Annotated in this window: 9 protein-coding genes and 2 pseudogenes; 4 read left to right on the top strand and 7 right to left on the bottom strand. The window is 65.3% G+C overall.

Annotation, left to right across the window (positions count from 1 at the left end):
* Positions 1-238: 238 nt before the first annotated feature.
* Positions 239-1819, top strand: coding sequence for an ATP-dependent nuclease (locus NDY25_RS22580; protein WP_251767819.1), 1581 nt, complete (start codon positions 239-241; stop codon positions 1817-1819).
* A complete protein-coding gene (locus NDY25_RS22575) occupies positions 1797-2894 on the top strand; it encodes a UvrD-helicase domain-containing protein (protein ID WP_251757133.1) in 1098 nt (365 codons plus the stop codon). The genes NDY25_RS22580 and NDY25_RS22575 overlap by 23 nt, the downstream gene beginning before the upstream one ends.
* Before the next feature lie 15 nt (positions 2895-2909).
* Here NDY25_RS22575 and NDY25_RS22570 read toward each other — a convergent pair whose 3' ends face one another.
* From NDY25_RS22570 to NDY25_RS22540, 7 genes and pseudogenes are all read right to left on the bottom strand, one after another.
* Complete coding sequence (locus tag NDY25_RS22570) at positions 2910-3188, bottom strand: hypothetical protein (protein WP_251755145.1); 279 nt, start codon at positions 3186-3188, stop codon at positions 2910-2912.
* A complete protein-coding gene (locus NDY25_RS22565) occupies positions 3185-6382 on the bottom strand; it encodes an efflux RND transporter permease subunit (protein ID WP_251755148.1) in 3198 nt (1065 codons plus the stop codon). Before NDY25_RS22565 ends, NDY25_RS22570 begins: the two co-directional genes overlap by 4 nt.
* Positions 6383-6390: 8 nt before the next feature.
* Entirely contained in the window at positions 6391-7338 is a 948-nt protein-coding gene (locus NDY25_RS22560) for an efflux RND transporter periplasmic adaptor subunit (protein WP_251755150.1), read from the bottom strand.
* Positions 7335-8611, bottom strand: a pseudogene (locus NDY25_RS22555) (TolC family protein). Before NDY25_RS22555 ends, NDY25_RS22560 begins: the two are co-directional and overlap by 4 nt.
* Positions 8612-8697: 86 nt before the next feature.
* Positions 8698-9054, bottom strand: coding sequence for a hypothetical protein (locus NDY25_RS22550; RefSeq protein WP_251755154.1), 357 nt, complete (start codon positions 9052-9054; stop codon positions 8698-8700).
* Positions 9051-9668, bottom strand: coding sequence for a cation efflux transmembrane domain-containing protein (locus NDY25_RS22545; RefSeq protein ID WP_251755156.1), 618 nt, complete (start codon positions 9666-9668; stop codon positions 9051-9053). The genes NDY25_RS22550 and NDY25_RS22545 overlap by 4 nt, the downstream gene beginning before the upstream one ends.
* Before the next feature lie 24 nt (positions 9669-9692).
* Positions 9693-11648, bottom strand: a pseudogene (locus NDY25_RS22540) (FTR1 family protein).
* 90 nt (positions 11649-11738) lie between these two features.
* On the opposite strand from NDY25_RS22540, the gene NDY25_RS22535 reads away from it, so the two are divergent.
* Together NDY25_RS22535 and NDY25_RS22530 are read left to right on the top strand one after the other, a co-directional pair.
* Entirely contained in the window at positions 11739-12152 is a 414-nt protein-coding gene (locus NDY25_RS22535) for a MerR family transcriptional regulator (RefSeq protein WP_101364857.1), read from the top strand.
* Positions 12149-13420 (top strand): site-specific integrase, encoded by a 1272-nt coding sequence (locus tag NDY25_RS22530; RefSeq protein WP_101364856.1) that lies wholly within the window; start codon positions 12149-12151, stop codon positions 13418-13420. The genes NDY25_RS22535 and NDY25_RS22530 overlap by 4 nt, the downstream gene beginning before the upstream one ends.
* Positions 13421-13433 lie beyond the last annotated feature (13 nt).

Raw genomic sequence — 13433 nt, 5'->3', positions numbered from 1 at the left:
CCACGTATTTGCGTACTACTCAACGTGTTAGACGGACCAGCTGCGGGCCGTGATCTCACGCGGGATAATCTGGAATTATCCCGCGCAACCGGCGTTTCGGCCATTTCAAGTCGTCAAAACGGTACGAAACCGCCCAAGGCCGGCGATCGCTGGGTAGTATGGCCCAGAGCGGAAAGGAGGCCAGCCGGGGTGCAAGCAGGCGCCGCCACCGAACTCGTTGGCCATCAAAGGACTGTGCATGCCGATCGAACGTATCGTCATCGACAACTTCAAGTCGTTTCGCCATCTGGACCTGCCGCTCAACGCCCACATGAACTTGGTGGTGGGCGATAACGAGGTCGGCAAGTCCACTCTGCTGGAGGCCATCCACGCGGTGGTCACCGGCCAGCTGCATGGGCGCAATCTCGCCTACGAGCTCACGCCCTACCTGTTCCATCAGCCGACGGTGCGGGAGTACTTCGCGGCGCTTGCAGCAGGCACGCCGGCCTCGCCGCCACGGATCTCCATCGAAGCCTATCTGGGCGGCGATGCCGCGCTGGCGTCGTTACGCGGCACCAACAACTCCCTGCGCCTAGATACCGCCGGCATCCGGCTGCTGGTCGAGCTCAACGACGACTACCGCGAGGAGTTCAACGCCTACCTGCAGCAGCACCAGGGTGCGGTCAGCCTGCCGGTGGAGTACTACACGGTGCGATGGTATTCCTTCGCCAACAATGGCGTCACCGCCCGCAGTATTCCGTTCGACTCGACCATCATCGACACGCACGGCATCAAGACCTTGTCCGGTGCCGATCGCTATATTGCCGGCATCATCGAGCAGGCACTGACGCCTGCGCAGCGCGTCTCGCTGTCGCTCAGCTTCCGACGCATGCGGCAGAGTTTCTCCGAAGAAGCCGATGTGGCGGCCATCAATGCCTACCTGACCGAGCACACCGGGGACATCAGCCACCGAGCGCTGACGGTGGGGGTGGATACATCGCCGCGCTCAACATGGGAAACCAGCCTGTCTCCGTACCTGGATGAGCTCCCCTTCACCCAGGCCGGCAAGGGGGAACAAAGCGCGGTGAAGATGAAGCTGGCCATGCACGCGGCAGGGGCGGCCCACGTGCTGCTGATCGAAGAGCCAGAGAACCATCTGTCCTTCTCCAGCATGACGCAACTGATCGACAAGATTGCGACCCTCTCCACCGCGCAGCAGGTGATCATCGCCACCCACAGCAGCTTCGTGTTGAACAAGCTGGGCGTGGACAATGTGATCCTGTTCAGCGCGCAGGGCCAGATGAAGCTGGACCAGCTGCCGAGCGATACACACGACTATTTCATGAAGCTGCCAGGCCACGACACGCTACGGCTGATCCTGGCCAAGCAGGCAATCCTGGTGGAGGGCCCGTCTGATGAGCTGATCGTGCAGCGTGCCTACAGCGACCACCACGGCGTGGCGCCGATGGCTCATGGCGTAGACATCATTTCGGTCAAGTCGTTGGCATTCAAGCGCTTCTTGCAGATTGCAGATCGGCTGAGAATTCAGGCCAAGGTGATCACCGACAACGATGGCGACATCGCCGTTGTGCAGGAGCGCTATGCCGAGCACATCAACGCGATCTATTACGATTCCGACGAAAGCGCCCCGTCGCTGGAAGAGCAGCTGATCAAAGCCAATTCGCTGGCCGAGCTCAATACCGTGCTGGGCAAGGCATTTGCCGATGAGGTAGCGTTGCTCAAGTACATGAAGGGCCATAAGACCGACACGGCCCTGGCGATCTTCAACAGCCCGCATTCGATCAGGTTCCCGGACTATGTCCAGCGTGCCATCACCTAACCGGGTACTGCTCTCAGCGGCCGGCTCGGGCAAGACCACCTTGCTGGTCCGGCAGGCCCTGGAACGCCCTGGGCGCCGCATCGCGATTGTGACCTACACGCTGGAGAATCTAGAAGAGATCCGGCGCTCGTTTGAGGTCCACGCTGGTGCGGTCCCCGCGCATGTCACCTTGCACAGCTGGTATGGCTTCCTACTGCGCCAGTGCATCCGCCCGTACCAGGCGGCACTGTGCCCTGAGCCTCGCATCGAGACCATCCTGTTCGTAGAAGGTGTCACCAACAACCGGGCCCCACGCACCCAGGTGGCGCGCCACTACCTGGCAGGCAACCGGATGTATTCGGACCGGGCTGCCGACTTTGCTGTGCGCTGCGATGAGCTGACCCAAGGTCAGGTCATCGCACGCCTGGCGGCCATGTACGACGAGCTCTACATCGACGAAGTTCAGGACCTGGCCGGCTTTGATTTGGATCTGGTCGAGCGGCTGTTGAAGAGCCATATCGCCGTCACGTTGGTGGGTGATACGCGGCAGGCGACGTATGCCACCAACTATGCGCAAAGGCACAGCCAGTATCGTGGACCCAATCTGGCAGCGCTGTTTCAGATTTGGGAGGCGGACGGCTTATGCCAGCTGGATCACCGCCTCATCAGCCTTCGCTGCGTCCAGGCCCTGTGCGATATGGCGGACACGCTCTATCCGCAGATGCCGCGAACCCAATCAGGCAATGGCGAGGTCACCGGGCACGATGGCATCTACCTCGTCGCTCCAGCGGATGTTGCAGCGTATATGCAGGAGTTTGCCCCCACCGTGCTCCGGCATGACCGGCGGCAAGCGTGCGACGGACTACCGGCCGTGAACTTTGGGCAGTGCAAGGGCCGCACCTACAGTCGAGTCCTCATCTTTCCGAACGGGCCATTGACGCAGTACCTGCGCACCGCAGATGCGGCGCGTATCACCGCGCCACCGAAGTACTACGTGGCTTTCACCAGGGCGCGGCAAAGCGTGGCCTTTGTGTATGCCGGCGCGTGCGCCCTGCCGGGTCATCAGCTCTATGCGCCAGCCAGCGCAGACGCATAGAGCCACGGACAGCGATCACATCTTCTTCAACGGCGCCCCGGTGGGTGGCGGTGGCACCGGGCCCGGGTCGTTGAAGCACAGCATGACCTGATCGATGCCGAATTGGTCGGCCAGCACGCGGGCGGTCACCGCGTGCACCAAGTCCAGGTCGACTGAGGGCGCAGCGACCGTGATGGTGGCAGCGATCGCACGGCCATGTTCTTTGCCGGGGACCAGGCGTAGATCGTCTACCGCCTTCACACCGGGGTCGGTAAACATCGCCGCACGGACCTGTTCCAGGTTGATCTCGTTCATGATGTCGAGGACTCCAAGGCAGTGCGATCGCCGCGGGGAGCTCGGTCGCGATGCAGCCAACGATAGAGCACCGGCAGCACCAACAAGGTCAATGCGGTGGATGAGACGATGCCGCCGATGACGACGGTGGCCAGCGGCCGCTGCACCTCCGAGCCAGCACCGACATTCAAGGCCATGGGCAGGAAGCCCAGCGAGGCTACCAGGGCGGTCATCAACACCGGCCGCAGGCGTCCAAGGGCGCCGTCGCGTACCGCCTCGTCCAGCGGATCACCCTGTTCGCGCAAGCGGCGAATGAACGCGATCATGACCAGCCCATTGAGTACGGCCACGCCCGACAGTGCGATGAAGCCCACGCCGGCCGAGATCGACAGCGGAATCCCACGCAGAGCCAGTGCCAGCACACCGCCGGTCAGCGCCAGTGGCACGCCACTGAACACGATGGTCGCATCCTTGGCCGAACCGAAGGCCATGAACAGCAGAGCGAAGATCAACGCCAGTGTCACCGGAACGACCACCCCCAGGCGTTGGGTGGCCGAGATCAGCTGCTCGAAGGTGCCGCCGTAATCGATCCAGTAGCCCTCTGGAAGCGTGACATCCTGGCCGATGCGCGTGCGCAACTCGCCGACGAACCCGCCCAGGTCGCGTTCCCGCACATTGGCGGTGATCACCACACGCCGCTTGCCGTTCTCCCGATTGATCTGATTGGGCCCGCGTTCCACCTGGATCTTCGCCACTTCCCGCAGTGGCACCGTACGAGGCCCGCCATTGGCGCCGGCGGCCAGACGGCTGGACTCATCGACACTGGTGCTTGCCGGCAGCGGAATGGGCAGATCTGCCAGCACGGCCGGGTCTTGGCGCTGGGACTCGGGCAGGCGCACCACCAGGTCAAAGCGTCGGTCGCCGTCGATCAACTGGCCTGCGATACTGCCACCAATGGCCGTGGCCACCGTTTCCTGCACATCGCCCGGGTTCAGGCCATACCGTGCCAATGCCGCCGGATCTGGCGTGATGGTCAACAGCGGCAGGCCCGAGACCTGCTCGGCCTTGACGTCTTCGGCGCCAGGGACGCTGCGCATCACCCGCTCGACCCGGCTGGCCAGACGCGTCAGCTGGTCCAGATTGTCGCCGTAGACCTTGACCGCCACGTCCGAACGGACGCCGGAGATCAACTCGTTGGTGCGCATCTGGATGGGCTGGGTGAACTCGTAGTTGCTGCCCGGAATTTCCTTGGCCGCCGCCTCCAGCTCTTCCACCAGCTCGGCCTTGGGCTTGCGCGGATCGGGCCACTGGTCGCGGGGCTTGAGCATCAGGAAGGTGTCGGCCATCGACGGGGGCATCGGGTCGGTGGCCACCTCGGCGGTGCCGATCTTGGAGAAGATGTTGGCCACCTCCGGGAACTGGGCCAGGCGCTTCTCCAGCGTTTCCTGCATAGCCACCGACTGCTCCAGGCTGGTGCCGGGAATACGCATAGGCTGCAAGGTGATGTCGCCCTCATCCAGGCTCGGCACGAACTCCGAGCCCAATCGGGTGGCCAGCACGCCACAGCCCACCACCAGCACGGCCGCGCCTGCCAGCACCACGACCCGGCGCCGCAGTGCCCAATCCAGCAGTGGCGTATAGCGGGCCCGCGACCAGCGCATCAGGCGGTTGTCGTGTTCCGCCACGCGGCCGCGCAGGAAGGTGGCGATCGCCGCCGGCACGAAGGTCAGCGACAACACCATGGCACCGGTCAGGGCCAGCACCACCGTGATCGCCATCGGGTGAAACATTTTTCCTTCCACCCCGGACAGGGCGAAGATCGGCAGATAGACCGCCGCGATGATGCCCAGGCCAAACAGGCTGGGACGGATCACCTCAGCCGTGGCCGAGGCGGTCAGGTCATAGCGCTCTTCATCGTTGAGCTGGCGGCCCAGCGCGTGCTGCGCCTCCCCGAACCGGCGCAGACAGTTCTCGATGATGATCACCGCCCCGTCCACGATCAGGCCGAAGTCCAGCGCACCCAGACTCATCAGGTTGCCCGATACGCCGCCACGCACCATGCCGATGATGGTGAACAGCATCGCCAGCGGAATCACCGCCGCGGTGATCAACGAGGCGCGCACATTGCCCAGCAGCAGGAACAGCACCACCACCACCAGCAGCGCGCCCTCGATCAGGTTCTTGGATACCGTGCCGATGGTGCGGTCCACCAGCGCGGTGCGGTCATAGACGGCCTTGGCATGCACGCCCGGAGGCAAGCTGGCGTTGGCGGCGTCCAGCTTGGCCGCGGCCGCCTGGGAGACTTCCCGGCTGTTGGCGCCGAACAGCATGAAGGCGGTACCGACCACGACCTCATGGCCATTCTGGGTGGCCGCGCCGGTGCGAAGCTCCTTGCCTTCGCCGACGCTCGCCACATCGCGCACCCGGATGGGCACGCCGTCACGGCGGTCCAGCACGATGTTGCCGATCGCCTCTTGATTGGCCAGCTGACCTGGCACGCGCACCAGGAACTGCTGGCCATTGCGCTCGATGTAGCCGGCGCCAATGTTCTGATTGTTGCGCATGACCGCGGCGACCACGTCGTTCAACGTGAAGCCCAGCGCCACCAGCTGGGCCGGGTCGGGGGTGATGTGGATCTGCCGCTCAAAGCCGCCGATGGTGTTGACCTCGGTGACGCCCGGCGTGGTGCGCAGCTGCGGCCGGATCACCCAGTCCTGCAGGGTGCGCAGGTCCGTGGCCGTGTACGGGGTGCCGTCGGGCTTGCGAGCGTTGGGCTCGGCCTCCACGGTGTACATGAAAATCTCGCCCAGCCCGGTGGAGATGGGGCCCATTTCCGGGTCCAACCCTTCGGGCAGCTGGGAAGAGATCTGCTGCAGGCGCTCAGCGACCTGCTGGCGGGCAAAGTACAGGTCGGTGCCGTCCTTGAACACGACAGTGACCTGGGAGAGACCGTAGCGCGATAGCGAGCGGCTGTAGTCCAGCTTGGGCAGGCCGGCCATGGCCGTTTCAATGGCAAAGGTCACCCGTTGCTCGGCCTCCAGCGGCGAGTAGCCCGGGGCTTGGGTGTTGATCTGGACCTGGACGTTGGTGATGTCCGGCGTGGCGTCGATGGAAAGGTGACGGTAGCTCCACACGCCCAGCGCAACCAGCGCAGCGGTGAGCACCAGCGTCAGCCAGCGATGGCGGATGGACAGCCCAATGAGGCGTTCGAGCATGGCGGGCCTCATTCCTCTTCCACGGTGGACTTTTCGATGTCGGCCTTGATCAGGAAGCTCTGAGCCACCACCACCTGTTCACCGGCCTTGAGTCCTTCCAGTACTTCGGCGCGTTCGGCGTCGCGGCGGCCCAGCTTGACCGGCCGGGTGTGGTAGGTCTCGCCCTGCTGCACGTAGACCACGTCCTGGTCTTCAGCGGTCTGCAGCGCGGTGATCGGCACCACCAGCGCTGCCGATTGGCGATCCACAGTCACCCGCGCCTTGACCGCCGAACCGGGCCGCCACAGGCCATCGGTGTTGGCCACCGTGGCGCGCGCAATGGTGCTTTGGCTGGCGGTGGCGGTGCCGGGAAGGACGCGCTCTAAGGTGGTCTGCGCCGTGACGCCATCGCTCAAGCGGGTGACCGTCACCGGCACGCCGGCACCGATGTGCTGGACGTCGGCCCCGAAGATGTGCAGGTCCACCCACAGCGTGGACAGGTCCGCTACCTCGAACAGCGGTGCGCCCTCAGCGGCTGCCATGCCCACAGCGGCCGTACGCGCCATGACCACGCCACTGATCGGCGCGGTGACGGTGTAGGTGGTCAGGCTCAGGTTGCTCTCCACGGTGGCCAGTGCCTGGCCGGCGCGTACCTGATCGCCCACGCCGGCTCGCACGGAGCGGACCGGTCCGGGAAAGCGTGCAGTGACCTGCGCGATGCGCCCGTCAATCGGGGTCAACAGCCCTTGCACCTCATGCTCATCGGCAATCTCACCGGGGCCTGCAGGCGCGACCTGGATACCCGCCGCCTGCGCCGCTTTGGCGGCAATCTTGGTTTCCAACGGTGCCTCCTCGTGCTCACCGTGTTCTTCGCCCTCAGCGGCGGCGCCGCTCTCGGAGGCTTCGTTGGGGGCCGACGCGTTGCAGGCGGCCAGCATCAGGGCCATGCCCAGTGCGGTCCAGGAAAAGCGATTCATGGGGTCTCTCCAGTGGAAGCGGCCGCCGGCGGCGTGACAAGCGCCTGGCCGGTCAGTCGTTGAATTTCGATCAGGGCGCGCTGCGCATCGAGCGCCACGTCCAGCTGCTGCTGGGCCATGGCCGTGCATTCGGACTGCAACTGTGCCCATTCCAGGTAGCTGATCGCGCCAGCGCGATAGGCGCGCTCGGCGGCCTGCTCAGCCCGGGCCAGCTTCGGCAGCACGTCGCCTTGCAACCGTGCCACCTCGGCCTGTGCCACGGTGTAGCGGCCATGGGCCTCGACCAACGTGGAATACAGCGACAAGCCCTTGGCCTCGCGCTCGATTGCCAGCACCTCCAGTTCGGCTTCACCGGCGCGAATCTCCGGCTGTGCACGGCTGCGGCTGCCCAGCGGCATGGACAGGCTGGCCACCAGCGCGGTGTCATCGGACTCCTGCAGGCGACGCACACCCAGCTGCCAGGACAGGTCCGGCGCGGCCGCCGAACGCGCCAGCTGCAGTCGTGCCTGCGCGATCCGACGGGCGTCGGCAAACTGCGCCAGTTCCGAGTCCGCTCCAGCTCCTCGGCCAGCGTCTGCATGGACGCGATCGCCGGCAAGACCATGGGATCGGCCGCAGCCACCTCGAAGCTGGGAGCACGTTCGCCCCACAGTGCGGCCAGATGCTGACGAGCGGCGATTCGCTGCTGCTCGGCCCGATCACGGGTCAGCTCGGCCCGCGCCAGTGCAGCTTGGGCGGTGAGCACCACCGATTCTGGCGAGGCGCCGGCCTGTAGGCGCTGCCGGGCGGCCGCCACGGTCCGCTGGCGCTGACCGACATCCATGTTCGCCAGTTTGCGTTGCCGATCGGCACCGACCACGGCCAGGTAGCGCTGCGCCGTTTCGGCGAGCAGGTCCAGTCGGCCGGTCTCCCGCTGCACGGCCAGTGCATCAATCCGGCCCTGGGCCAAGGTGCGGCGGGCGTCGAGCTTGCCGCCGCGCTCCAGCACCGAGCTCAGGCTCAGGGTCAGCTCGGCGCTGTCCAGGCCGCGAGCGGCGCCGCTGCCCAGCGCATTTTCGACCTCCGCCCCCAACGTCCATGGTGGCCGCTGTACGGCCTGGTCGCGCTCGGCAGCGAGCACGATGGCCCGCGCATCGACCAAGCGCAGCTCAGGGTGGGTTTGGGCCACGCGTGCAAACGCGTCGTCCAAGGTCATCAACTCAGCGGCCGCCGCCGTCGTCGCCGCGCTGCCCAACAGCAGCCATGCGGCCAAGGCCGCCAATCGCACATGCATGGAAGTACTCCGAAAGATTTCGATATCAACAAACGATCACCACCGCGCGCAGCAGCGGGTCGCTGGGCCGGCACTGCCGGCGGACATCACCCTGCGATCGGAGGCCGGAAAGGCGCGACCGGATGCTCGTGCGGATAAGAGCGCGTGTTGGCTTGGATCACCGGAAAATGCCGGCCGATGTCCGCCACGGCCAGCAGGATCTCAGGCGCCGGCGCGGCCTGGCTGCAACACAGCACCAGCTGCTGAAGCCGGTGCAGGGCGGCGTCTACGCCACGCTCGGAAGCTGGCGGCGCCACTGCCGGGCCGCGGTCGGTAGTGACCAGGTGGGTTTGAGCATGAAGCTCGCCGACCACTGCCAGCAACGGCTGTGCCACAAGGCCCACGGCCAAGTGCGCCAGCAACAGCCAGCGCAGGCCAAAGCTCAGCCGACCAAGCGCTGTCATGCAGGCGTCTTGCGCGCGTCGGCACGTGCCCGCCGCGCATCACCCAAGATCTCGAAGGATTCCTTGATCACATACAGACCGATCAGGGCGCCGATCACGAAATCCGGGTACGGGCTGGCCAGCCACCACACCAACACGCCGGCCAGGATTACCCCGACGTTTGCCACCACATCGGCTCGGGTGAACAGCCAGGTCGCCCGCAGATGCACCTCGCCAGACTTCAATGGAGAGAGCATACGGAGAACTTTCAGATTCACGGCCAGTGACACCAGAGCGGTACCGATCATCCAACCGCTGACCGGCTCGGCGCCGTACATGACCCGGCGACCGACTTCGACCAGTACGCCTATGCCCAGCACCAGCAGTACGCTGCCACTGACCCACGCGGCATTGGCCTTGAATCGCGCCGTGCGCCCGATAGCGACCAGGCCAATGGCATAGGCGGTAGCGTCAGACAGCATGTCCAGCGCGTCGGCCAGCAGCCCGGTGGAATGGGCAATCCAACCGGCAATGCCGCCGATCACGGCCATCGCTGCATTCAGCGCCAAGGCGATCCAGAGGATGCGCCGTTCCTCCTTGTTCTTGGCTTCGTGGTGGCACCCGCAATCACTCATGTTCTGGTCCTCTGCTGTGTTGTTTCATTGCTTGTTTGCGTCGGCCGGTCTTCTCACGCCAGAGCGGGCATTGGCGAGGAACCCCACGATGGCGGCAGTGCCTACCAAGACCTGCGCCAGCAGCGACTGCCAGGTTGGATACAGGCCGATCCATTCGATGCGCGGCAACGCGAGCGGTGTCTGGGAGATCCAGCCCGCTTCCTGCAACGCGGCCACGCCTTTACCGATCAAGATGACCGCCATCACCGCGATGAGAATCGAGCTGATCGAAAAGAACCGGCCAATCGGCAGCCGCCTGCTCATGCGCAGCATCCAGTACGCCACCGCGGCCAATACCAGGATTCCCGCCACCAGGCCTGCGAGGATGGCGGTGGACGCCTGATCGCTCCACATCGCGATGTAGAACAAGATCGTCTCAAACACCTCGCGGTACACCGCGACAAAGGCCAGCATGAACAGAAAAACAGCCGAGCGCCGTGTCAGCGCGGTCGTCAGCTTGGCGTGCAGGTACTCCTGCCACCGTCCTGCAAGGCTCTTTGGTGCATCCAGATGCCTACGCTGAGCAGGACAGCGGCGGCGAACAAGGCCGAGACACCCTCAGTGACTTCCCTGTTCGCACCGCTGATATCAACAAAGTAGGTGGCCACTGCCCAGGTAGCTGCGCCTGCCAACAATGCGCAGATCCAGCCCGCATGCACATAGGGCAACACATCAGATCGCTCGGCTTTACGCAAGAACGCCACGATGCCAATCACGATCAGCAGCGCCTCCAGCCCTTCACGCACCAGGATGGTAAAGCTGCCCAGAAACGCGGTGCTGGCCCCTATTCGGGCGTCCTGCAGCGCCAACTCCGCCCGATCAAACAGCTGGGCAATTTGGGCTGTCTGCGCGGCTACGTCAGCCGCCGGGGCATGCTGATCCAGCTGCGCGCGGTAGGCTGCCATGGCCGTTTCAATCTCTCGCAGCAATGACGGATTGCGCGTGGCCAGCGTCGGCTCAAAGGGCTCTACACCATCAAGATAGGACGAGAGCGCAAGCTTTTGGCCTGGGCCAGGTCCTCAGCAGCGTAAGCGCGCTGGCTGGCAGCCAGTCGCTGCCGCGCCACCGCAAAGCGATCGGCTCCTGCTACCGCTTCGCTGACAGCCTGTGGCTGCGAACGCAGGTAGGCGATGATCGCGTTTGCCTGATCGGCGGGCATCGTGGTGGCAAGATCGTCTTCCCGCGTGCGAGTCAGTGCTTCGAGCGTCGGAATGCGTGCATGGGCCTCATTACTGGTGCGCCACAACGCCTCACCTTGAACCTTGGCTTGCGAGGAGTACCCCAAGCTGCCCACATAGAATGCCAGCGCCCAGCGATCACTTTCTGACAGCCCAGAGAAGCTGACCATGCCGGTGCCCGGCACACCCTGGGAAATGACCTCGTACAAGGATAGGGGGTGCGCTGCGCTGCGCGAGTGGCATCGGTGAACGCGATCGGCGGCGGACTTAACGCTTGCGCGGCTGGGCCATCCCCGTGACCTGTGGGGCCGTGACAGGCCGCGCACTGCTGGCTGTAGATGGACGCGGCCTGGGAGGTCTTCGGCGGGCTCGCCGGAATGGCGCCGATCGGGTAGCGGGCCAGCAGCGCCGTGCCGAGCCCGCGGGCAAGCGTTGCCACTTGCGCGGGGTCGGCCTTCTCTGCCACCGCCTGGACGAGCCGATCCGCCTGGGCCGTCAGCTCCTGCTGGTTCGGGCCACCGGGCAATGCTGCCAGCTGACTGCGGACGGCGCCGGCAAACTCGCTCATTTCGGCATATTCGCTGGGAGCAATACCACGTCCGGCCTGGACCGCGCCTGGGTAGTCGACCGCGATGTAATCGAGCATTTGCCACGTTTGGCGCAAGTCTGCTGCGGTAGGTTCCGCCTGAGCGGAAGCGGGCAGAACCCAGCCGAGCAGCAAAGCAATCAGGCAGCAGCGAATCAAGGCGATGGGCAGTGGCATGGTCGTCACACGCAGCGGCGCGGCCGGAGTGGCGGCGGATAGGGGTTCAGCGTAAAGTCCGTAGCTACTACGGAGTCAAGTGTATTACGAATGAAAATCAGTGAGGCTGCCGACGCCAGTGGATGCCACCTGGAGACGATCCGCTATTACGAGCGGATCGGCCTGCTGCCGCGCCCGGGGCGCTCGGGCAATGGCTACCGGGTCTATGGCCCGGCCGACATCGAGCGGCTGCGCTTCATTGCGCGCGGCCGGGACCTAGGCTTCAGCCTGGAGGAGGTCCGCAGCCTGCTGCAGCTGGCCGGCGATGAGGAGCTCTCGTGCGGGGACGTGGATCGGCTGGCACGCAGCCATCTGACCGACGTGCGGGCGCGCATGGCCGACCTGCAGCGCATGGCCAGGGAGTTGGAACGGGTGATTGCCAGTTGCCACGGCGGGCAGCGGGCGGAATGCACCATCCTGTCGACCCTGCGGCAGCCGGTCGCTGTGGAGGCCACGCGCCAGTGACCGAACTGGACCGCTACCTCGATGCGGCCACGCGCCAGAACACGGTGCGCAGCTATGCGTCGGCGCTACGGCACTTTGAAGTCGAGTGGCAAGGCCACCTCCCAGCGACACCTGACAGCGTGGCCCGATACCTGGCCGCGTATGCGCAGACCCTGGCCACCAGCACCCTTCGCCAACGCCTGGCGGCCATCGCCTCTTGGCACCGCGACCACGGATTTGTCGATCCCACCCGGTCGCCGCTGGTGCGCAAGGTGCTCAAAGGCATCCAGACCCTGCACCCCGGGCAGGTCAAGCAAGCCGCGCCGCTCCAGATTCGGCGGCTGGTCGAGCTCGACGACTGGCTGGCCGCTGCGATCGCGGCGGCACGCGCGCGGGGCGACGGAGCGGCAGCGCTGCGCCACCAACGGGACCGAGCGCTGGTGCTGCTCGGATTCTGGCGTGGCTTTCGCGGCGATGAACTGCTGCGTCTGGACGTGGCCCATCTCACGCTGGTGCCGGGACAGGGGATGACCTGTTTCCTGCCGCGCAGCAAGAGCGATCGCAGAGCGGCCGGCGTTACCTACAAGGTGCCGGCGTTGTCGCGGCTGTGCCCGGTGGAGGCGACCCAGGTGTGGCTGCAGGCGGCCGACCTGCAGGAAGGACCGGTATTTCGGGCGGTCAACCAATGGGGCCAGGTGAGCGCCGAAGGCCTCCATCCCAATAGCTTGGTGCGCCTGCTACGCGAGTTGCTGACCAGTGCCGGCTTTGCCGATGCGGGGCTCCACAGCAGCCATTCGTTGCGCCGCGGCTTTGCCAGTTGGGCCAACGACCAAGGCTGGGACATGAAGGCGTTGATGGAGTACGTGGGCTGGCGCGATGTGCAGTCGGCCATGCGCTACCTGGATGGGCGTGACCCGTTTGCCCGGGACCGCATTGAAGCGAGCCTACCCAGCCCAACCGCGCCGGTACCGGCGATGGCACTGCCGGCACCCGAGGGCAAATCTGCGCTGCAGCTCCGTCTGCGCATGGTGCTGACCCCGTTTGCCCGCGCGGGCCGCGGCGCGGCCAAGGCCCGGGGCCGGATTGAAGAGATCTGCTTGGCTCCGTTCCAGGCAGTGCGTCTGAACACCGCCAGCAGCGAGTACCGGTTAACTGTTCCCACCGATCCCGATCAGGATCTGGATGAAATCCTGGCCACGTTGCTCGATGACATGCACCGCATGGCCGATACGCACCAGTGTTTCCTGGAAGCGTCTCTCAATACAGACGACGGCCGGCACTGGGATTGATCCCCTCATAACC

It is taken from the genome of Xanthomonas hortorum pv. pelargonii, assembly GCF_024499015.1.
GTDB classification, from domain to species: domain Bacteria; phylum Pseudomonadota; class Gammaproteobacteria; order Xanthomonadales; family Xanthomonadaceae; genus Xanthomonas; species Xanthomonas hortorum_B.
This window is presented reverse-complemented; position numbering and strand designations above follow the sequence as displayed.